The organism is Mesorhizobium sp. UC74_2, assembly GCF_042701485.1.
Classification (GTDB): domain Bacteria; phylum Pseudomonadota; class Alphaproteobacteria; order Rhizobiales; family Rhizobiaceae; genus Mesorhizobium.
The window spans coordinates 5,658,793-5,677,578 of record NZ_CP170562.1; the positions used below are offsets into that span (position 1 = coordinate 5,658,793).

General features: G+C 62.9%; 24 protein-coding genes. 16 read left to right on the forward strand and 8 right to left on the reverse strand.

Going from position 1 to position 18,786, the window contains the following annotated elements:
• The 3 genes from ACFJIU_RS27545 to ACFJIU_RS27555 form a co-directional block, all read right to left on the reverse strand.
• Positions 1-906 (reverse strand): bestrophin family protein, encoded by a 906-nt coding sequence (locus tag ACFJIU_RS27545; protein ID WP_379065341.1) that lies wholly within the window; start codon positions 904-906, stop codon positions 1-3.
• 124 nt (positions 907-1,030) lie between these two features.
• A complete protein-coding gene (locus ACFJIU_RS27550) occupies positions 1,031-1,342 on the reverse strand; it encodes a YMGG-like glycine zipper-containing protein (RefSeq protein WP_379065343.1) in 312 nt (103 codons plus the stop codon).
• Positions 1,343-1,421: 79 nt separating this feature from the next.
• Positions 1,422-1,838 (reverse strand): DoxX family protein, encoded by a 417-nt coding sequence (locus ACFJIU_RS27555; RefSeq protein ID WP_379065345.1) that lies wholly within the window; start codon positions 1,836-1,838, stop codon positions 1,422-1,424.
• Positions 1,839-1,972: 134 nt separating this feature from the next.
• Here ACFJIU_RS27555 and ACFJIU_RS27560 point away from each other — a divergent pair, with 134 nt between their 5' ends.
• The 3 genes from ACFJIU_RS27560 (at position 1,973) to ACFJIU_RS27570 (ending at position 4,982) form a co-directional block, all read left to right on the forward strand.
• Positions 1,973-2,380 carry an ACT domain-containing protein gene (locus tag ACFJIU_RS27560; protein ID WP_379065347.1) on the forward strand — a complete coding sequence of 136 codons (408 nt, stop codon included), beginning with the start codon at positions 1,973-1,975 and terminating at the stop codon, positions 2,378-2,380.
• A 66-nt stretch (positions 2,381-2,446) separates the two neighbouring features.
• Positions 2,447-3,646, forward strand: coding sequence for a diguanylate cyclase (locus tag ACFJIU_RS27565; RefSeq protein WP_379065349.1), 1,200 nt, complete (start codon positions 2,447-2,449; stop codon positions 3,644-3,646).
• Positions 3,647-3,758: 112 nt separating this feature from the next.
• The gene (locus ACFJIU_RS27570) at positions 3,759-4,982 is read left to right on the forward strand and encodes a GGDEF domain-containing protein (protein ID WP_379065351.1); all 1,224 of its coding nucleotides are present in this window, start codon (positions 3,759-3,761) and stop codon (positions 4,980-4,982) included.
• Here the strand turns inward: ACFJIU_RS27570 and ACFJIU_RS27575 are convergent.
• Positions 4,966-5,328, reverse strand: coding sequence for a hypothetical protein (locus ACFJIU_RS27575; RefSeq protein WP_379065353.1), 363 nt, complete (start codon positions 5,326-5,328; stop codon positions 4,966-4,968). The two genes, ACFJIU_RS27570 and ACFJIU_RS27575, sit on opposite strands and share 17 nt — an antisense overlap.
• A 172-nt stretch (positions 5,329-5,500) precedes the next feature.
• On the opposite strand from ACFJIU_RS27575, the gene ACFJIU_RS27580 reads away from it, so the two are divergent.
• A complete protein-coding gene (locus ACFJIU_RS27580) occupies positions 5,501-5,917 on the forward strand; it encodes a hypothetical protein (protein WP_379065355.1) in 417 nt (138 codons plus the stop codon).
• On the opposite strand, the gene ACFJIU_RS27585 is transcribed toward ACFJIU_RS27580, so the two are convergent.
• Positions 5,892-6,155 (reverse strand): hypothetical protein, encoded by a 264-nt coding sequence (locus ACFJIU_RS27585; RefSeq protein ID WP_379065357.1) that lies wholly within the window; start codon positions 6,153-6,155, stop codon positions 5,892-5,894. The two genes, ACFJIU_RS27580 and ACFJIU_RS27585, sit on opposite strands and share 26 nt — an antisense overlap.
• Here ACFJIU_RS27585 and sdhC point away from each other — a divergent pair.
• The 9 genes from sdhC (at position 6,154) to ACFJIU_RS27630 (ending at position 14,324) form a co-directional block, all read left to right on the forward strand.
• Entirely contained in the window at positions 6,154-6,558 is a 405-nt protein-coding gene (gene sdhC / locus ACFJIU_RS27590) for a succinate dehydrogenase, cytochrome b556 subunit (protein ID WP_144378668.1), read from the forward strand. The genes ACFJIU_RS27585 and sdhC overlap by 2 nt on opposite strands.
• 24 nt (positions 6,559-6,582) lie before the next feature.
• A complete protein-coding gene (gene sdhD / locus ACFJIU_RS27595; RefSeq protein WP_379073244.1) occupies positions 6,583-6,957 on the forward strand; it encodes a succinate dehydrogenase, hydrophobic membrane anchor protein in 375 nt (124 codons plus the stop codon).
• A gap of 4 nt (positions 6,958-6,961) precedes the next feature.
• Positions 6,962-8,800, forward strand: coding sequence for a succinate dehydrogenase flavoprotein subunit (gene sdhA, locus ACFJIU_RS27600; RefSeq protein ID WP_379065359.1), 1,839 nt, complete (start codon positions 6,962-6,964; stop codon positions 8,798-8,800).
• A gap of 2 nt (positions 8,801-8,802) precedes the next feature.
• On the forward strand, positions 8,803-9,243 hold the full coding sequence (locus ACFJIU_RS27605; protein WP_379065361.1) for a DUF3052 domain-containing protein: 441 nt from the start codon (positions 8,803-8,805) through the stop codon (positions 9,241-9,243).
• Positions 9,243-10,022 (forward strand): succinate dehydrogenase iron-sulfur subunit, encoded by a 780-nt coding sequence (locus tag ACFJIU_RS27610; RefSeq protein WP_379065363.1) that lies wholly within the window; start codon positions 9,243-9,245, stop codon positions 10,020-10,022. The genes ACFJIU_RS27605 and ACFJIU_RS27610 overlap by 1 nt, the downstream gene beginning before the upstream one ends.
• Before the next feature lie 62 nt (positions 10,023-10,084).
• Positions 10,085-10,837 carry a DNA polymerase beta superfamily protein gene (locus tag ACFJIU_RS27615; RefSeq protein ID WP_379065365.1) on the forward strand — a complete coding sequence of 251 codons (753 nt, stop codon included), beginning with the start codon at positions 10,085-10,087 and terminating at the stop codon, positions 10,835-10,837.
• A 31-nt stretch (positions 10,838-10,868) separates the two neighbouring features.
• Positions 10,869-11,510, forward strand: coding sequence for a YceH family protein (locus ACFJIU_RS27620; protein ID WP_379065367.1), 642 nt, complete (start codon positions 10,869-10,871; stop codon positions 11,508-11,510).
• A gap of 1 nt (position 11,511) precedes the next feature.
• Entirely contained in the window at positions 11,512-12,618 is a 1,107-nt protein-coding gene (locus tag ACFJIU_RS27625; RefSeq protein ID WP_379065368.1) for an NAD(P)-binding domain-containing protein, read from the forward strand.
• 152 nt (positions 12,619-12,770) lie between these two features.
• Complete coding sequence (locus ACFJIU_RS27630; protein WP_379065370.1) at positions 12,771-14,324, forward strand: MFS transporter; 1,554 nt, start codon at positions 12,771-12,773, stop codon at positions 14,322-14,324.
• Positions 14,325-14,350: 26 nt separating this feature from the next.
• Here the strand turns inward: ACFJIU_RS27630 and ACFJIU_RS27635 are convergent, their stop codons facing one another.
• Entirely contained in the window at positions 14,351-14,776 is a 426-nt protein-coding gene (locus ACFJIU_RS27635; protein ID WP_379065372.1) for an OsmC family protein, read from the reverse strand.
• Positions 14,777-14,946: 170 nt separating this feature from the next.
• Here ACFJIU_RS27635 and ACFJIU_RS27640 point away from each other — a divergent pair, with 170 nt between their 5' ends.
• Positions 14,947-15,303, forward strand: a complete 357-nt coding sequence (locus ACFJIU_RS27640) for a YciI family protein (protein WP_379065374.1) — start codon at positions 14,947-14,949, stop codon at positions 15,301-15,303.
• 50 nt (positions 15,304-15,353) lie between these two features.
• On the opposite strand, the gene ACFJIU_RS27645 is transcribed toward ACFJIU_RS27640, so the two are convergent.
• Positions 15,354-15,836, reverse strand: coding sequence for a YbaK/EbsC family protein (locus tag ACFJIU_RS27645; protein WP_379065376.1), 483 nt, complete (start codon positions 15,834-15,836; stop codon positions 15,354-15,356).
• A gap of 92 nt (positions 15,837-15,928) precedes the next feature.
• Positions 15,929-17,194, reverse strand: coding sequence for a ubiquinone biosynthesis hydroxylase (locus ACFJIU_RS27650; protein WP_379073245.1), 1,266 nt, complete (start codon positions 17,192-17,194; stop codon positions 15,929-15,931).
• Between the two features lie 106 nt (positions 17,195-17,300).
• On the opposite strand from ACFJIU_RS27650, the gene tesB reads away from it, so the two are divergent.
• Complete coding sequence (tesB, locus tag ACFJIU_RS27655; RefSeq protein WP_379065379.1) at positions 17,301-18,176, forward strand: acyl-CoA thioesterase II; 876 nt, start codon at positions 17,301-17,303, stop codon at positions 18,174-18,176.
• Positions 18,177-18,396: 220 nt separating this feature from the next.
• Positions 18,397-18,735, forward strand: coding sequence for a P-II family nitrogen regulator (locus ACFJIU_RS27660; RefSeq protein ID WP_239362395.1), 339 nt, complete (start codon positions 18,397-18,399; stop codon positions 18,733-18,735).
• Positions 18,736-18,786 lie beyond the last annotated feature (51 nt).

Below are 18,786 nucleotides of genomic sequence, written 5' to 3' on the forward strand. Positions count from 1 at the left end.
TCACGAATAGAAGTAGTTTTCTGCCTCCAGCACCGGCGGTGCCGGTTCGCCGAGTGCTTCGAACACGGATACCTCGCAGACCCGGCAAAGCGCGTCGAGCGCAAGGTCGTTGGCCTCCGTGCCGAAAGGGTCTTCCAGTTCTTCCGACAAGGCATCGAGCCCGAAGAAGGTGTAGGCGATCAGCGCCGTGAAAAGCGGCGTCACCCAGCCGGCGGTCGCGGCAAGCCCGAAGGGCAACAGCAGGCAGACGATGTAGGCCGTTCTGTGCAGCAGCAGTGCATAGGCAAAAGGCAGCGGTGTGCCGGCGATGCGTTCGCAACCAGCCTGCATGGCGGCGATCGCCGACAGGCGCTCGTCGAGGATGCGATAGCCGATACTGTCGATCGTGCCGCTTTCACGCAGGGCTGCCACTCGTTTGCCCATGCGTCTCACCATCTCGTCCGGCCGATTGACGAAGACCGCGAGGCTGTCGGCCGCCTCGCCGATGAAGGGACGCGCGTCGGTGGTGCTGTCGATCCGCCGCAATTGCCCGCGCAACATGTGACAGAAGGCCAGCACGTCCATCAGCAGCGAACGTTGTTCCTCCCGCGATGAAATGAGTCCGGTCGCGGCACGGGCAAGGTTGCGGACATCGTAGACAAGTTGTCCCCAGAGCTTGCGCGCTTCCCACCAGCGGTCATAAGCGGCGTTGTTGCGGAAGCCGAGATAGATCGACAATGTCACGCCCAACAGACCGAAGGGGGCGATGGTGAAACCGCTCAGCTCTAAGCCGAAATATCTGACCAGCGCGACCACGGCGACCGCATAAGCGGCAAAACCGAGGATCTGCGGCAGAATTCGCGGTACGATCGACCCGCGCATGATGAAGAAGAGCTGCCAGAGCCCCGGTTTTGGCCGCACGATCATGACAACCCCACTCTTGCCCACCCTTCGACAGCCGGGCATAGAATGGGAAATGGCGGCTAGCAACACACGGCCGCGACAGGATGCGTCGCGACCGCCGCTTCATGCGCTGTACTGCTTCTGCTCGTCAGTATCCGGGGCGAGAGCGATAATCCGGATCGTCGTTGTAGTAACGGCCGCCGCGATCCGGACAGCGATCGACGAAGACCCGTCCATAACGATCGCGGTAGCGGCATTTGCCACGCTCGCTGGCGTTGCCGATCAAGGCGCCTGCCACAGTGCCGACAGCGCCGCCGATGACGGCACCCTCGACTGGATTGCCTGCGACGGCGGCACCCACTGCCGCGCCACCCAGTCCGCCGATTGCAGCGCCCCTTTCCGTCTGCGAACAGGCGGCAAGGGGCAGCAACAAAGCTGCCAGGATCAAGACGTTCTTCATGATCGTTCCTTTCGAAGCGACATACCGCCCGCCTGTGTCCAACGCCGTAGCGTTGGATTCGATCCAAACAATCACTCCCTTAGCCGGAGAACGGCAACAGAGCGCGCAACCGCGGATCACGCAGCCACAGGCCGCCCCACAGAAGCAGGCCGAGATAGATGCCGAAGAAGGTGTGCGAGAACAGTGGATTGCCGATCCTGACGTGAGTGGCGATCGCGCCGCCGAAATAGGCGGTAAGCAGGATGGCTCCCAGGAAAGAGGTGCGCGGCCAGGCGTAGAGCGCGGTGGAGATCAGGCCGATGACACCGAGCAGGCGCGCGGTGCCGACATCCGCGGGCCAGCCGATCTCGGTCATCGTCTGGGTGACGATATCGAGTGGTGGCAGCTTGATCACGCCGTCGAATATCATGAAAAGGACGATCAAGCCGCTCATGATGCGGCCAGCCCACAGGGCTCGGGTCGAGACGGTTTCCGTCGATGCGTTGAGATTGGACATGTTGTTCCCTCCAATGCTTCGTTGGCCCGGGGTTGTCCGAGGCCATCTGCGAAGTTACGCCTAGGACGGATAAGCCGGCGCAAATCCGACAGGGGTCTTGATTTTTTGCCGCTGAACCAACCTGCGAGGAAACAATGAGTGGTGAGACCAAGCTGAAGACGTTGCTCGGTTCGATGCGGCCGGAACTGCAACCGGAGACATATGTCTTTGTCACCCTTCCGCTTGACCACAGCCTGCCGGATGGTGTCCCGCCGTTGATGGTGTTTGGTGAAAAAGAGGGCTGGACCTGCATCGTCGGCGAAGACGCAGCCGGCCGAGCCGGGCTGTCTGGCACCTTCCCCTGCCGCATGATCACGCTTTCCATCCACTCGTCGCTCGAGGCCGTGGGCTTTCTCGCTGCCATCCTGCCGCGCCTTGCCGCCGCAGGCATGGGGGTCAATCCGGTCTCGGGTTTCTACCACGACCATCTTTTCGTGCCGGCCGATCGCGCCGACGATGCGATGCGTATGCTCGAGGACCTGGCGGCGGCAAACAGGAGCTGACAGTTCCAGCCCTACTTAACGCGTTGTTTGTCCCTTGGTTCTAGTGTGCAGGCGGGACATTCGGGCGTGGCGGTGAGTCAGGACCTTTTCATATCGCTTCTCAATCCGGTGCTGTCGATCGTTCTGTCGACGGCATTTTTCGTGCTGTGGTCTTTCCGGCGCGAGAACCGCTACGTGCTGCAACTGTGCATCTGCTACCTAGCCGTGGCGATCGGTTTCACACTGCAATCGTTCGACCTCGGTGCCGGCCTGGCCGTGTCGAAAGTGATTTCCAATTTTCTGTTTTTCGGCGCGCTTCTGCTGTTTGTCGCGGCAGTCGCGACCCGCCAGGGCGTGCGCGTCCCCTGGGTAGCGTCGCTGGTCTGCATAGCGGCTGGCATGGGCGGCCTGCTCTGGTTCCTGTTCGTGCAACCTTACTTTCCCGGGCGGGTGTTTTCCGTGAACTACGGCCTGGGTGCGCTGTGCATCATCGCCGTGATGCGGCTGCGCCAGTCCAGCCGCCGCTCGGTGATCGACCGGATGATCGTCCTGATGGCCGGATTGAGGGCGGCTGACTTTTTCATTCGCCCGCTGCTGGTCGCATTGTTGAGCGGCGTCGATGCCGGCCGTCCGCCATACCTGCACTCGCCCTACTGGCTGACCACCAGCCTTTCGGTAATGGTGTTCTCGCTGCTGATCGCGCTCACCCTGCTGACTGCCGTTGCGCTCGACACCATCAACGAATTGCAGGCCGAGTCCGAGACCGATGCATTGTCGAAACTGCTCAACCGGCGCGGCTTCGAACAGAAAGCCGCGTCCGTTCTGCAGCGTAGCGCCCGCAACGGCGCGCCGGTGACACTGGTGCTGGCCGATCTGGATCATTTCAAGTCGGTCAACGACCGTTTCGGACATGCTGTCGGCGACCAGGTCATCGTCGAATTCGCCGCGAGGCTGCAGGCGGCGGGTTCGCGCGCGGTCGTCGGGCGGATCGGCGGCGAAGAATTCGCGGTGCTGATGCCGTCGACCGATCTGGTTGCCGGGCGCCTGTTTGCCGAAACGGTGCGGGGGGCCTTCTGCTCGGAAACAGTCGAAGGCGTGCCGCAGGGCGTCAAGCTGACCGCCAGTTTCGGCGTCGCCGGCCGCTTCGGAGGCGAAGAACTCGCCCCGCTGATGTTGCGCGCAGACGAGGCGCTCTACAAAGCGAAGCAGAACGGGCGCGACAGCGTCCGCATATCGTTCCAGAGGCAGCCGATGGCCGCATACGTGGAACTGCCGGCTGCGAGTTGACGGAACTGCCGCCCGGTTAACCTGTTCTTCGTTTCGCAGCGCTACAATCATCACTTGCTAAAATGATTAAGTTGATGCGACCGGAACCGAGGCTACGGATAGATTTGTCGCGATGAGCGGTGCGAACTTCATCCTGGCGATCAACCTTTTCGTCGCTGGCCTGCTGGCAGCGGCTTTCATGACTGTTGCCGCCTACGACACGCGACGTGTCGCGGCGCGTTGGCTGGCGCTCGGTTACGCCGTCGGCATGGTCTATTTCGTCGTTGAATTCTCCATCCCTGCTTTCAACTATGCGACGCCACCGGTGGTGGCGGCGTTTGCGGTATTTCTTGCAGCAACCCTCATCTTCAACGTCGGGCTCGCCAACAAATACGGCATAACGCCGCCGTGGCGTTTCATGGTGGCGTTTTTGCTGCTTACTTCAGTGATCGTCTATTTCGTGCAGGATCTGCCTCGGAATTCCTTCCCGCGCATGGCAGCCTATCAATTCCCCTATGCCGCGGCGCAGCTCATCGGACTGTGGATCGTTTGGTCGTCGCGCCAGCGGCGCGAGAAGCTCGACATCATCCTGATGGCTGTTCTCGCGGCGAGCGCGCTGCAGTTTGCGTCGAAGCCGTTGATCGCCCACGCATTGGGCGGCTGGGGTGCCAATCCGCAAGCCTATCTGCAGACGAACTATGCGATGGTCTCGCAGTCGATTGGCACGGTGTTTGCCATTGCGATTGCCTTGCTGCTTCTGGTCATCCTGGTGCGCGACGTGCTCGCCGAAGCCACTTCGAAATCGGAGACCGATACGCTCTCGGGCCTGCTCAATCGCGGCGGGTTCGAGCGTCATGCCGAAACGGCATTGCGCGACGGGGCCCGCCAGGGCCTGCCGGTGTCGCTCGTCATTGCCGATCTCGACCATTTCAAGCTGGTCAACGACAATTTCGGCCATGCCTGCGGCGACCGCGTTATCGAAACCTTCTCGGGTTTCCTGCGCGATGCGGCCGGGCGGAGCCATCTCGCCGCACGTCTCGGCGGCGAAGAGTTCGCTGTGATGCTGCCGGGGACCAATCTTGCCGCCGCGCGACTGTTCGCTGAAGGCGCGCGCAGTGCCTTCGGTGCCCTGCCGATCAAGGGGTTGCCGCTGTCCTATCGCTGTACGGCGAGCTTCGGCGTTGCCGAACTACGCTCCGGGGAAACCCTCTCCGAATTGGTGCGCAGGGCGGACGAGGCACTTTACGGCGCCAAGAAGGGGGGCCGTGACCAGGTCCGCGTGGCTTCGGGGCCGATCGCCCTCGTCGGCAAACCCAACGGCAAGCCGCTGGGCAACGGCTTCAACGGCAGGGACTGATTTCCGGCATTTCGCCGTCGGCAAGGCCGTACATATAGGAGCGGCCCTTCACGAAGGCCGGCGGCCGATAGCAGTCGCGTTCATCGGCGTGGCTGCCCATTCGATCCATATAAAGAAGCTTCGGCTGGCCGGCGCTGGTGTAGTCGGCCATCTTCCTGGCCATGGCGCCTTCGCCGACCAGGATGCGCTTGTAACCAGTCGCACTGTCGATCACGAGGTTGCCGAAAGAGTCGGCGTAGGCGCGATCGTGCTGACTCGACCACGCCAGGGCGGGAAACGCCTGGCCGACTGTCATGGCCACAAACGTGATGCCGATGACGGCATGGCGGGTAGAATTCCAATGCATGGCGCTCCTCCATTCGAACGAGGGCTGCCTCCTCGAATCGTAGAATTAACCTTTTCTTAACCTTTGTTAAGGGGGTGGCGCGTTGGCATGCGTGACTTCGCTTAACATGGTTAATATCGTGGCTTGATCGGCAGGGATGATCGCGACTAGGTTGGCGCGGTGGAGGAGTCATATGGCGCTACGCCGAATTTCCCGGGCGACGCCCATCCTGATCACGCTTCTGGCGCTTGCAGCCTGTGTTTCGCAGCCGAGCAAATCCGCCCTGAAAGCCAACAGCGCACAGGGGCAGCTGGCTGCAGCCGCCACCGCTGCCGCACCGGCTTCGCAAGCCGCAACGACGCTGGTTGAAAAGGATACGCCGCAGCCACGCATGGCGACCTACAACTGCGCCGACGGCGGCCGCATGACCGTCGAGAACATTGGCACGGCGATCCGCGTTGTGGGCTCTGATGGTGTCAATGAGGAGCTGCCCGCGGCGCCGGCCGGCCAGAACAGCCGATTCGGTATCGACCATGACGCAATCGTGATCGACGGGCGCGAGGCGCTGGTCATGAAAGCCAATGCTACCCCTGTGGCCTGCAGGCGCTGATCCTTTCGGGCAGCATCCGATAGGCCAGTCGGGTGGTGGCATTCGCAGTCGCGAGGAAGTTCAATCGTTTAAAGGCGACGACGCCACTATTCATCAGACTAAATGACTTTTCCAAAACGATTTTCTGGCTTTGACGCGGTGCAAAAAGCGTTTTAGAACGCCGCTGTTCCATAGTCGCATTCCGAAGCGTCGATGCCGCGTTTGCATTGCCGTGACGGGTGCCGAACGGGGAAGCCATGAGCCACTCACCAGCCACCCGCGACAGACCACTTTCGCCGCATCTCACCATCTACCGGCCGACGATCACCATGACGATGTCGATCGTGCACCGCATCACCGGTTGCGCGCTTTATGTCGGCACGCTTCTGGTCGCCTGGTGGCTGACGGCAGCGGCCGGTCCGCAATCCTATTTCGATTTCGTCAACGGCATCTTCGGCTCCTGGTTCGGCCAGCTGGTGCTGCTTGGCTACACCTGGGCACTGATGCATCACATGCTGGGCGGCATCCGCCATTTCGTGTGGGATACCGGTGCCGGGCTCGAAAAGCACACCGCCTCGAAGATCGCCTGGGCGACATTGATCGGCTCGGTGATCCTGACGATCCTGATCTGGGTTGTCGGCTATATGGTCAGGGGAGGCTGAGCCGTGAGCGCGAACAAATCCGAGATGCGCACTGCGCTCAAGAAGGTGCGCGGCCTTGGCTCCGCTCGCGAAGGCACCATGCACTTCTGGCGCCAGCGCCTGACGGCGGTCGCCAATGTCCCGCTGCTGCTCTTCTTTGTCGGCTTCCTCATCGCCACCAACGGCGCATCCTATGAGGAAGTCCGCGCAGCCCTGGCCAACCCGCTGGTTGCGCTGGTGATGATCCTGGTGCTGGTTTCCGGGCTCGTTCACATGCGCCTCGGCATGCAGGTCGTCATCGAGGACTACGTTACCAGCGAGGGCAGAAAGCTCGCAGTGCTCATCCTCAATACTTTCTTCACGGTAGCGGTCGGCGTGGTTTCGATCTTCGCCCTGCTCAAGCTGGCATTCGGAGGCTGACGCTTTGGCCAAGGACGCAAAAAGCGGCAGCGCAGGCTCCGCCTATACCTATGTGGACCACAAATTCGACGTGGTGATCGTCGGCGCGGGTGGCGCCGGCCTGCGCGCTACGCTCGGCATGGCCGAGCAGGGACTGCGCACGGCCTGCATCACCAAGGTCTTCCCGACCCGTTCGCACACCGTGGCGGCGCAGGGCGGCATCGCCGCCTCGCTGCAGAACATGGGTCCCGACAGCTGGCAGTGGCACCTCTATGACACCGTGAAGGGCTCCGACTGGCTCGGGGATGTCGATGCCATGGAGTACATGGTGCGCGAGGCACCTGCCGCGGTCTACGAGCTCGAGCACTACGGCGTGCCGTTCTCGCGAACCGAGGAAGGCAAGATCTACCAGCGCCCGTTCGGCGGCCACATGATGAACTACGGCGACGGTCCGCCCGTGCAGCGCACCTGCGCGGCGGCCGACCGCACTGGCCACGCCATCCTGCATACGCTCTACGGCCAGTCTCTGAAGAACAACGCCCAGTTCTTCATCGAGTATTTCGCACTCGACCTGATCATGGACGATGACGGCACCTGCACCGGTGTCGTCGCCTGGAATCTCGATGACGGCACCATCCACCGCTTCTCGGCCAAGATGGTGGTGCTGGCGACCGGCGGCTACGGCCGCGCCTATCTGTCGGCAACCTCGGCACACACCTGCACCGGCGACGGCGGCGGCATGGCCGTGCGTGCCGGCCTGCCGTTGCAGGACATGGAATTCGTGCAATTCCATCCGACCGGAATCTATGGCGCCGGCTGCCTGATCACCGAAGGTGCGCGCGGCGAAGGCGGTTATCTGGTCAATTCCGAGGGCGAGCGCTTCATGGAGCGTTACGCACCTTCCGCCAAGGACCTTGCCTCGCGCGACGTCGTCTCGCGTTGCATGACGCTGGAAATCCGCGAAGGACGCGGCGTCGGCAAGCTGAAGGATCACATCTTCCTGCATCTCGACCATCTCGATCCGGCGGTTCTGCACGAACGCCTGCCGGGTATCTCGGAATCGGCGAAGATCTTCGCCGGCGTCGACGTGACGCGCGAGCCGATCCCGGTGCTGCCGACTGTGCACTACAACATGGGCGGCGTGCCGACCAACTACTGGGGCGAGGTGCTGAACCCGACCGCAAAGAGCCCGGACCGCGTATCGCCGGGCCTGATGGCGGTGGGCGAGGCCGGCTGCGCTTCCGTGCATGGCGCCAACCGTCTCGGCTCCAACTCGCTGATCGACCTTGTGGTGTTCGGCCGCGCGGCGGCGATCCGTGCGGGACAGGTGGTGGACCGCAGCTCCGCCGTGCCATCGGCCAACCCAAAGTCGCTCGAAAGGATCATGGATCGCTTCGACCGGCTGCGCTACGCCAATGGCAGCACGCCGACCGCGGTGTTGCGCGACAAGATGCAGCGCGCCATGCAGGAAGATGCTGCGGTGTTCCGCACGCAGGAGTCGCTCGAGCAAGGCTGCAAGCGCATTTCCGCGATCTGGGGCGAGCTGAAGGATCTCAAGGTCTTCGACCGCTCGATGATCTGGAATTCGGACCTGGTCGAGACGCTGGAGCTGGAAAACCTGATGGCCAACGCCATCGCCACCGTCTACGGCGCCGAAGCGCGCAAGGAAAGCCGCGGCGCACATGCCCGCGAGGACTTCTCGGCGCGTGACGACGCCAACTGGCGCAAGCACACGCTGGCGAAGGTCGGCGAGGATGGCAAGGTGACGCTGACCTATCGCGGCGTGCACACCGAAACCACGCTGCCGCTGGACAAGGGGGGCATCGACCCCGCAAAGATCGCGCCCAAGGCGCGGGTGTACTGAGGATGGGTGCGGCGCTGGCCACGGCTGGCTATTCCGGTACGCCGCTTGTGGCGAAGCTGGGACTGAAGGACGGCATGCATGCTGTCTTTCTTGCCTTGCCGGGACAGTTGGCGCGGCTCAGCGAAGCAGTCCGCTTTGCCACGGTGAGGCATTTCGCTGCCTGGGCAGACATCGAGGCCGATGCAAGCTGCGATGTGGTGCATGCTTTCACCAAGCAACGCGACGAGGTCGAGAGTTCGCTCAGTCAGCTGCAGGCTGCGATCAAGCGCGACGGCATGATCTGGGTGTCGTGGCCGAAAAAGGCATCCAAAGTGCCGACCGATGTGACCGAGGACGTGATCCGCGCCGAAGCGCTCAAGCTCGATCTGGTCGACATCAAGGTCGCGGCAATCGATGAAATCTGGTCCGGGCTGAAGCTCGTCATCCGAAAGGACCGTAGGTAATGGTCGAACTCGCACTCCCCAAGAATTCGCAGGTCAAGCCGGGCAAGACCTGGCCGAAGCCGGAAGGCGCGACGAACCTGCGCGAGTATCGCATCTACCGCTGGTCGCCGGACGATGACGAGAACCCGCGCATCGACACCTATTTCGTCGACATGGACGACTGCGGCCCGATGGTTCTCGACGCGCTGCTCTACATCAAGAACAAGATCGACCCGACGCTGACGCTGCGCCGTTCCTGCCGCGAAGGCATCTGCGGTTCCTGCGCCATGAACATCGACGGTTCCAACACTCTGGCCTGCACCAAGGGCTGCGACGACATTTCCGGCGCGGTGAAGGTCTACCCGCTGCCGCATATGCCGGTGGTGAAGGATCTGGTTCCTGATCTTACCAATTTCTACGCCCAGCATCGTTCGATCGAACCCTGGCTGAAAACGGTTTCGCCGGAGCCGGCCAAGGAATGGCTGCAGAGCCATGAGGATCGCCAGAAGCTCGATGGCCTCTACGAATGCATCCTGTGCGCCTGCTGCTCGACATCGTGCCCGAGCTACTGGTGGAACGGCGATCGCTATCTCGGTCCGGCCACGCTGCTGCAGGCCTACCGCTGGCTGATCGATTCCAGAGACGAAGCCACCGGTGAGCGCCTGGACAACCTCGAGGATCCGTTCCGGCTCTATCGCTGCCACACCATCATGAACTGCGCGCAGACCTGCCCGAAGGGTCTCAACCCGGCCAAGGCGATCGCCGAGATCAAGAAGATGATGGTGGAGCGGCGAGTCTGAGCGACCGTCTCCCGTCAAGTTTTTCGCCCGAGGCCGTCGTTTCAATCCGGCAGCGGCTGGATTTGGCGCGGGAGCAAGACGTCTCGATACTTTTTGCCATTGAAAGCGGCAGTCGCGCCTGGGGTTTCCCTTCGCCGGACAGCGATTATGACTGCCGGTTCGTCTATGCGTGCGGGATGCGGCGGCATCTGGTGCTCACCCAGCCGCGGGATGTGATCGAGTTTCCGATCGAAGGTGAGATCGATGCCGGGGGCTGGGATTTACGCAAGGCGCTGCTTCTGGCCCTGGGTGGAAATGCCGTCGTCGTGGAGTGGGTCAAGTCGCCGATCGTCTATGAAGAGATTCATGGGTTCAGGCAGTCACTGGTCGAAATCCTGGACCAGGTTGTCGACCCCATCAAGGTCGCGCAACACTATCTGGGTCTGGCGCGTTCGCACGTTGCCCGGCTTGGACATTTTTCCGGCGACGTGAACCTGAAAAAATTGTTCTATCTCATCCGGCCGATTGTCGCGCTGGACTGGATGGAGCAGCGTCATTTTGCAGCGTTGCCTCCGATGGCCCTGCCCGATTGTCTTTTCGAAACGGAGTTGCCCATCGCGACGACGCAGGCAATCCGTGATCTGATCGATCGCAAGGCCAAGACCCGGGAGATGGGCACGGGTCCAATCCCGGCCCCCATCGCCAGCTATGTGGAGCGACGCTACGCTCACCATGAAAAGAACATTCCAGATATGCGCAACGACGGAGCCGATCTCGCGCTGCGACATCAGTTGGCAGAGGACTTTTACCGGCAGACGATCGAGCGACTTGGCTGACAGCGCCTGGCGTTCGAGTTAGAGAGTAGACATGACCGCAGAAGATCTCCCTCATCTCACTCCCGCCGAAGCGCGGGTCCTCGGCTGCCTGATCGAGAAGAAAGAGCTTACCCCCGACGTCTATCCGATGACATCGAATGCGCTGGTGGCCGCAGCCAACCAGAAGACCTCGCGCGATCCGGTGATGACGTTGGAGATGGTCGAGATCATGCGCACGCTCGGCACATTGCAGACCAAGGGCCTGGTGCGCCAGCAATTCGCCTCGCGCGTCGAACGCTACGAACATCTGATGGCGCAGAGGTTCTCGCTGACCCGCAACCAGAGCGCGCTGATCGGCCTGCTTCTGCTGCGCGGTCCGCAGACGGTCCATGAATTGCAGGCGCGCGCCGAGCGCATGGCCAGTTTCGCCGACGCCGATGCCGTGCGTGGCGAACTCGACATGCTGATCGGCCGCAGGCCGCCCCTGGTCAAGGAAATCGGGCGAGCGCCGGGTCAGCGCGAAGACCGTTTCGCGCATCTGCTCTCCGGCGATGTCGAAGTTGGTGCGGTGGTTGTGACAAGCCGTGCGGCCGACACCGCTCCGTCCGCCGTTTCGGAGCTCGAAGAGCGGATCCGGCTTCTGGAGGAGGAAGTGGCGGCCCTCAAGGCCAGGCTCGATGCCGTAGGCGCATAGTGTGGCCGAGCCGCGGGCCAACGCCTCGACGAATGTCAGTTTCAAGGTCGACATCGTCGTTATCGGCGCGGGGCAGGCGGGCCTTTCTTCAGCCTATCACCTCGGCAGGCTGGGTCTGGCGGTCGGGCGACAGTTCCTCGTGCTGGACAGCAACCCGACGCCTGGCGGTGCCTGGCAGCATCGTTGGCCCTCGCTGACGCTGAGCACCGTCAACCGGGTACACGATCTGCCCGGCATGCAGTTCTCGGAGGCTGTCGACACCGGTGACGGAGCCGTCAAGGCGTCGGCCGCGGTGCCGGAATATTTCGCCAGTTACGAGCGCAAGTTCAATCTGCCGGTCTACCGGCCGGTCACGGCCAAAGTCGTCTGCGATCGCTCCGGGCGGCTGCGGATCGAGACGAACCGCGAGACGTTTTCGGCGCGCGGCATCATCAACGCCACGGGTACCTGGGAAAACCCGGTCATTCCGGCCTATCCCGGCGCAGACCTGTTCCTGGGTCGGCAACTCCACACCCATGACTATCGCGGCGCCGACGAGTTCGCGGGAAAACATGTCATCGTGGTCGGCGGTGGCATTTCGGCCTTGCAGCATCTCGATGAAATTTCGCGGGTGACCGGCACAAGCTGGGTCACCCGCTACGAGCCACAGTTCCGGGAACAGCCCTTCACGCCGGAAGATGGCCGCGCTGCGGTCGCCGCGGTCGAAGACAGGGTGCGGCGTGGCCTGGTTCCGGGATCGGTGGTTTCCGTTACCGGCATTTCGCTGACGCCAGCCCTGCGCGCCGCCCGGGATCGTGGTGCACTGAAGCGCCTGCCGATGTTCAGCGAGATCACCAGGGACGGCGTTCGCTGGCCTGACGGCTCCGAGCAGCGGGCCGACGTCATTCTGTGGGCGACGGGTTTCCGCAGTTCGCTCGATCATCTCGCGCCGCTGCAGCTGCGCGAGGACAATGGCGGGATCGTCATGGGTGGCCGGCTGGCAACGCGGGTCGAAAAGGATCCGCGTGTCCATCTGGTGGGTTATGGGCCCTCAGCCTCCACCATCGGCGCCAATCGCGCCGGCGGCGCGGCGGCCCGCGAGCTGGCCGGCCATCTCGGCTTGATCTGAACAGCCCGGCTCTCCATGCGGGACATCGATGGCGAGATGTGTCAGCAGCGATTTGCCGTGCCCTTGAACCGGCTGTCGGCGCTTCCTCTATTAGGGATTTGGCAAATACACGCTGCGCCGGCACCCTCGCCGTCGTTGTAATGGAGGGGTAAATGCCGAACCAGAAGGCGACACGCCGCGAATGGATCGGGCTGGTGGCACTCGCGCTGCCCTGCCTGCTCTACACGATGGACCTGACAGTGCTCAATCTCGCGGTGCCGCACCTGGTCGCCGACCTGAAGCCGAGCGCCGTGCAACTGCTCTGGATCGTCGACATCTACGGCTTCCTGATCGCCGGCTCGCTGATCACCATGGGCACGCTGGGTGACCGTATCGGTCGCCGCAAGGTGCTGCTCGCCGGCGCTATTCTCTTCGGCATAGCCTCGGTGATCGCCGCATTCTCGACCTCGGCCGAAATGCTGATCGCGGCGCGGGCGCTTCTCGGCATCGCCGGGGCGACCCTGGCGCCGTCGACGCTTTCGCTGATCCGCAACATGTTCCACGACGCCGGCGAGCGCACCTTCGCAATCTCGATCTGGGCGACCAGCTATTCGCTGGGTGCCGCCATCGGTCCGCTGCTCGGCGGCGTGCTGCTCGAGTATTTCTGGTGGGGTTCGGTGTTCCTGCTGGCTGTCCCGGTCATGGTGCTGCTTCTGATCGTCGGGCCGATCCTGCTGCCCGAGTATCGCGATCCCGGCGCCGGCCGTCTCGACGTCGCCAGCGCGGCGCTTTCCCTGGTGGCCGTCCTGGCGATGGTCTACGGTCTGAAGCAGATCGCCTCGGACGGTGTCGCCTGGCTGCCGGTCGCGGCGATCCTTGGCGGCGTTGCCGTCGGTGCTGCCTTCGTGACACGACAGCGCCGCCTGGCCGATCCCCTGCTCGATCTCAGCCTGTTTCGTTCGCGTCCATTCAGCGCGGCGCTGATCGTCAACGTCATCGCCTGCTTCGTTGCTTTCGGACCTTTCGTCTTCATCGCGCAATATCTGCAGCTGGTCATCGGCCTGACGCCGCTCAAGGCGGGTCTGTGGACATTGCCGTCGTCCGTCGGCTTCGTGGTCTCCTCGATGATGACCTCCTGGGTCGTCGCGCGCATTCCGGCGCCGCGTGTCATCGCCGGCGGGCTGGCGCTGGCCTCGCTTGCTTTCCTGCTGCTGACCCAGGTCGGCAATGGCCATCCACTCGGAATGATCGTGGCGGCGACAATCGTCATGTCACTGGGCCTGGGTCTCGTCTTTACGCTGACCACGGATCTGATCGTGGGTGCCGCGCCGCCTGAGCGCGCCGGAGCGGCTGGCGCGCTCTCGGAAACCGGCGCGGAATTCGGCGGCGTGCTGGGCATCGCGGTTCTGGGCAGCATAGGCATGGCGATCTATCGCAGTGCCATGGCCGGTGGTGTGCCCGCCGGCGTACCGGAAGAAGCCGCCCACACGGCACGCGATACGCTTGGCGGAGCGGTCGCGATTGCCCCGCAACTGCCGGAGGGACTTGCGGATGCGCTGCTGGTCGTGGCGCGGGACGCCTTCAGCAGCGGCTTCGAGCTGATCGCCACGATCTCGACGGTGCTGACTGTTGTCGCCGCGGTCGTGATGCTGCTGATGTTCCGCAAGGATGGCCCGACCAGGCCATCCGATGAGCCGCAATCGCCCGCCTTGCAAAAGGCCGCGTAGCTTGCGGAAGCAACGCGGCCCGTGGTTCAGGCGAGTTTGGCGTTCAGGCCGACCTTGATGGCGCCAAGGGCGCGCGAAACCGGGCACTCCGCCTTGGCCTTGGCGGCCAGTTCCTGGAACTTGGCGTCATCGATGCCGGGAACATCGGCAACCAGCGTGATGTTGCTCTCGGTGATGCCGGTGCCGGGGATGAGCTTCACAGCCGCCGTCGCCTCCAGCTTGGCGGCAGGCGTGCCGTTTTCGGCCAGGAAATGCGAAAGCTGCATGGCGTAGCAGCCGGCATGGGCAGCGGCGATCAGTTCTTCCGGGTTGGTGCCGGACTTGCCGCTTTCGTCCTCGAAGCGCATCTTGAACGAATAGGGCGTGCCCTTGAGCGCGCCGCTCTGGGTGTCGATCGTGCCGGCACCTTCCTTCAGATTGCCTTTCCAGACGGCTGTTGCGGTGCGATCCATGGTCTTTCTCCTGCAGGGATTGAGGAAGGAACTATAGCGCCGCAACCTGACAAGACCACAACATCCTTCTCGACCGCTGAGAATCGTCGCGCCGGAATGTCGGCTTTGCGCAAGCTGGGCCGTCCTGGGCCTGGCGCCATATCGGCGCACACCATATGGGGAAGTGAACGATGAAATATCTGTGCCTGGTTTATCACGAGGAAGCGGCCCTGCGGGCGCTGTCCGCCACAGACATGAGAAAACTCGATGCGGACTCACTCGCCTACGACAAGTTGCTGGACGATAGCGGCCATCTGATCGCGGCGGAGGCGTTGCAGCCGGTGAAAACGGCGAAGGTGGTGCGCAAACGCAAGGGCAGGGTGCTGGTGACCGACGGTCCGTTCGCCGAAACCAAGGAACAATTGCTCGGCTTCATTCTGGTCGAGGCAGAAGATCTTGAAAAGGCGCTCGCGCTAGCCGCCGATATCCCGCTGGCGGAGATGGGCATGATCGAGGTGCGAGCTATCTACGACATTCCGCAGCCGTAATACCAACGATCACCCAGGCGACCATTGGAGCGTGCGATTGCGCGCGGCCGTCAATCCTGCACTGCAGGCGCCGGTGCCTGGCAGACATCGACCCACTCGGCGCCGACGAGCGCCGCCATGCGTGTTGGATCAAGCCGCACGGCGGCATTCGTGGCGCCGGCCGCGGGCACAACCTCGGCGAACGCCTTCAGCGAGATATCGCAATAGACCGGCAACGGTGCAGGCAGGCCGAAGGGGCATACGCCGCCAATCGGGTGGCTGGTCAGGGTCACAACCTCCTCGGCTTCGAGCATGCGTGCCTTGCCACCGAAACGGTCCTTGAACTTGCGGTTGTCGAGCCGCGTTGTGCCGGCAGCGACCACCAGCATCGCCGTGTCGCCAACCCTCAGGCAGATCGTCTTGGCGATCTGGTCAGGTGTCACGCCATGGGCCTCGGCAGCAAGCGCAACCGTCGCCGAGCTTTCTTCGGTAACGATGATGTCGATGTCCGGGGCTTGGGCAGCGAAGAAGGCGCGGACGGATTCGAGGCTCATATCCAGACCATAAGGATCGCCTGCAAGGCAGGCAACCGGACTGGTCGCCAGTTCAGGTGGCCAGTCCGGATATCCATTGGTCCTGAGAATGCCTAGATCGCCTCTCCCTTCAGCAGGCGGGGCGTGTCATTCGCCAGGCCCGAAGCCTGCCGGATGAAGAAATCCTTCAGCCGGGGCATGCGTTCGACCAGGCCGAGGCCAATGTCGCGGACCGCGCGCAGCGGTGCGATGTCGTTGGAGAACAACCGGTTCAGCACGTCGGTGGTGACACCCATCTGCATCGTGTCGAAACGGCGCCATTGCTGGTAGCGTTCGAGCACGTCGAGCGCGCCGATGTCCTGGCCAAGCCGGTCGGCCTCGACGATGACTTCGGCAAGGGCAGCAACATCCTTGAAACCGAGGTTGAGCCCCTGTCCGGCGATCGGGTGGATGCCGTGCGCCGCGTCGCCCGCCAGTGCCAGGCGCGGCGCCACGAAGGCGCGGGCAAGCGTAAGCCCGAGCGGCCAGGCGCGGGGTTTGTCCATTGCGCGGATCTCGCCGAGCTTCAGTCCGAAACGCTGTTCCAGCTCCATCTCGAAGACAAGATCGTCGCCGCCGACAAGTTTTTCGGCGTCCTCGGTGCGTTCTACCCAGACAATGGAAGAGCGATTGGTGCCGTCCTTATCCGGTTTCAGCGGCAAGGTGGCGAAAGGTCCCGCGGGGAGGAAATGTTCCTCGGCGCGGCCGTTGTGCGGCCGTTCGTGCGCCACTGTGCAGACGATGCCGGACTGGCCGTATTCCCACCGCACCGTCTTGATGCCGGCCATGTCGCGCAGTCTGGAATTGACGCCATCGGCCGCGACCAGCAGGCGCGCATTGAGGGTGGCGCCATCGGCCAGATGAACGGTCAGGCCGGTGGTACCGGTATCGAAGGATTGCACAGCGACGCCTTCGATCAGGTCGATACCCAGGCGCTCGGCCTGGCGACGCAGGGCACCGTTCAGATCAAGGTTGGCGACCATATGCGCGAAGGGTTCGCCGGGAGCGACCTCACCATCGAAGGTCAGGAAGGTCGGCCGTACCGGATCCGCGGTGCGCGAATCGGTGATGATCATATCGGTGATGGCCTGCGCCTGAGGAGCAATCTCGGCCCAGACGCCGAGCTGGTCGAGCATGCGGCATGCGGCAGCAGCGATAGCCGAAGCGCGGCCATCCTTCCGCCATACACCCGCCGGAGCAGCATCGACGACGGCGATGCGCAGGCTGGGACGTGCCTGCTTGAGCGAGACAGCGGCGGCGAGGCCGACATAGCCAGCACCCGCCACCAGCACGTCGAGCCGCGTGTTTTCCAGTGCGTCTTTCCCCGATCCTGTCGCCATTCCAGCCACCTTTCCCACCTGGCCGCTCCAGCCGATATCCGCTTTATGCCTTGACTGCCCGCCATGGCTGTCCGAAACCGCGCCGACAATTGCGAGGAACGGACGCATGACGCAAGCCATGAACGAACTTCTTGGCATTCTCGACCTGGAGAAGCTGGAAGACAACCTGTTCCGAGGTCGCAGCCCCCAGACCGACTGGCAGCGTGTTTTCGGCGGCCAGACGATCGCGCAGGCGCTGGTGGCCGCGCAGCGCACGGTCGAGCCGGATCGGCATGTGCATTCGCTGCACGGCTATTTCATGCGGCCGGGCGACACAAAGCTGCCGATCATCTATGAGGTCGACCGCATCCGCGACGGCTCGTCCTTCACCACAAGGCGTGTGGTGGCGGTGCAGCACGGCCAGGCCATCTTTTCGCTGGAGGCTTCCTTCCAACTGGACGAAGGCGGGCTCGAACACCAGATTCCCATGCCCCGCGATGTTCCGGAGCCGGACACGCTGATGACGCAGCGCGACCTGCTGGAGAAATTCGGCGAGGCGGTGCCGGAAGGGATCAAGCGCTACTGGCAGCGCGAACGCCCGATCGAAATGCGGCCGATCATGCTCAAGCACTACACCAGCCGCGAGCGGCTGGAACCGGAGCAGAACATCTGGATCCGTACGACGGGGCCCGTACCGAATGATCGTGCGCTGCAGGCGGCGGTGCTGGCCTACCTGTCGGACATGACGCTGCTCGATACCTCAACCTTTGCGCATGGCCGGGCGATCTTCGACCGCGATATCCAGGCGGCCAGCCTGGATCATTCGATGTGGTTCCACCGCAGCCATCCGATCGACGACTGGATCCTCTACACGCAGGACAGCCCCTCGACGCAGGGCGCGCGGGGTTTCACACGCGGCTCGCTGTTCGCCCGCGACGGCACGCTGATCGCCTCCGTCGCCCAGGAAGGGCTAATTCGTCTGAAACGACCGCCTGCAGAATAGGCAATCTACCTTTTTTGCTCACTAAATAGGCATTTTGTAGGTGCCCATGGTGCTTCGATTCCGATCGAAGCATATGTATTTCTTTTTTAATCAAAGACTTAAGCATCCGTTTCGCCATTTGGCACGGAGCTTGAATTGCCATGGGCACTCGCCGGCCCATGTCGAGGCCGGTGATGTCGCGTGGAACGCGGGGACCGCAACGAACAAAGGGCGAAACCTGATGAAGATCGTGATGGCTATCATCAAGCCGTTCAAGCTCGACGAGGTGCGCGAAGCGCTCACCGCCGTCGGCATCCAGGGTCTGACCGTCACCGAAGTCAAAGGCTACGGACGTCAGAAGGGGCATACCGAAATCTATCGCGGAGCGGAGTACGCCGTCTCCTTCCTTCCAAAGATCAAGATCGAAGTCGCTGTCTCGACCGACCTCGTCGACAGGGCCGTCGAGGCGATCACCAACGCCGCCAAGACCGGCCAGATCGGTGACGGCAAGGTCTTTGTCTTCGGCATCGACCAGGCCGTGCGCATCCGCACCGGCGAAACAGACACCGACGCGCTGTGAGCGGGTCACGCATCGTTATGGAGAGATCGATGAACAATCTTCCTAGCCTGA

Coding starts and splice junctions, on each gene's coding strand:
- ACFJIU_RS27575 (WP_379065353.1), bottom strand. CDS start 5,328: ATGCATTGGAATTCTACCCGCCATGCCGTCATCGGCATCACGTTTGTG.
- sdhD (WP_379073244.1), top strand. CDS start 6,583: ATGCGCACTGCGCTCAAGAAGGTGCGCGGCCTTGGCTCCGCTCGCGAA.
- ACFJIU_RS27620 (WP_379065367.1), top strand. CDS start 10,869: ATGACCGCAGAAGATCTCCCTCATCTCACTCCCGCCGAAGCGCGGGTC.
- ACFJIU_RS27630 (WP_379065370.1), top strand. CDS start 12,771: ATGCCGAACCAGAAGGCGACACGCCGCGAATGGATCGGGCTGGTGGCA.
- ACFJIU_RS27545 (WP_379065341.1), bottom strand. CDS start 906: ATGATCGTGCGGCCAAAACCGGGGCTCTGGCAGCTCTTCTTCATCATG.
- ACFJIU_RS27645 (WP_379065376.1), bottom strand. CDS start 15,836: ATGAGCCTCGAATCCGTCCGCGCCTTCTTCGCTGCCCAAGCCCCGGAC.
- sdhC (WP_144378668.1), top strand. CDS start 6,154: ATGAGCCACTCACCAGCCACCCGCGACAGACCACTTTCGCCGCATCTC.
- ACFJIU_RS27640 (WP_379065374.1), top strand. CDS start 14,947: ATGAAATATCTGTGCCTGGTTTATCACGAGGAAGCGGCCCTGCGGGCG.
- ACFJIU_RS27585 (WP_379065357.1), bottom strand. CDS start 6,155: ATGGCTTCCCCGTTCGGCACCCGTCACGGCAATGCAAACGCGGCATCG.
- ACFJIU_RS27555 (WP_379065345.1), bottom strand. CDS start 1,838: ATGTCCAATCTCAACGCATCGACGGAAACCGTCTCGACCCGAGCCCTG.
- ACFJIU_RS27610 (WP_379065363.1), top strand. CDS start 9,243: ATGGTCGAACTCGCACTCCCCAAGAATTCGCAGGTCAAGCCGGGCAAG.
- ACFJIU_RS27635 (WP_379065372.1), bottom strand. CDS start 14,776: ATGGATCGCACCGCAACAGCCGTCTGGAAAGGCAATCTGAAGGAAGGT.
- ACFJIU_RS27550 (WP_379065343.1), bottom strand. CDS start 1,342: ATGAAGAACGTCTTGATCCTGGCAGCTTTGTTGCTGCCCCTTGCCGCC.
- ACFJIU_RS27560 (WP_379065347.1), top strand. CDS start 1,973: ATGAGTGGTGAGACCAAGCTGAAGACGTTGCTCGGTTCGATGCGGCCG.
- ACFJIU_RS27570 (WP_379065351.1), top strand. CDS start 3,759: ATGAGCGGTGCGAACTTCATCCTGGCGATCAACCTTTTCGTCGCTGGC.
- ACFJIU_RS27605 (WP_379065361.1), top strand. CDS start 8,803: ATGGGTGCGGCGCTGGCCACGGCTGGCTATTCCGGTACGCCGCTTGTG.
- ACFJIU_RS27580 (WP_379065355.1), top strand. CDS start 5,501: ATGGCGCTACGCCGAATTTCCCGGGCGACGCCCATCCTGATCACGCTT.
- ACFJIU_RS27650 (WP_379073245.1), bottom strand. CDS start 17,194: ATGGCGACAGGATCGGGGAAAGACGCACTGGAAAACACGCGGCTCGAC.
- tesB (WP_379065379.1), top strand. CDS start 17,301: ATGACGCAAGCCATGAACGAACTTCTTGGCATTCTCGACCTGGAGAAG.
- ACFJIU_RS27660 (WP_239362395.1), top strand. CDS start 18,397: ATGAAGATCGTGATGGCTATCATCAAGCCGTTCAAGCTCGACGAGGTG.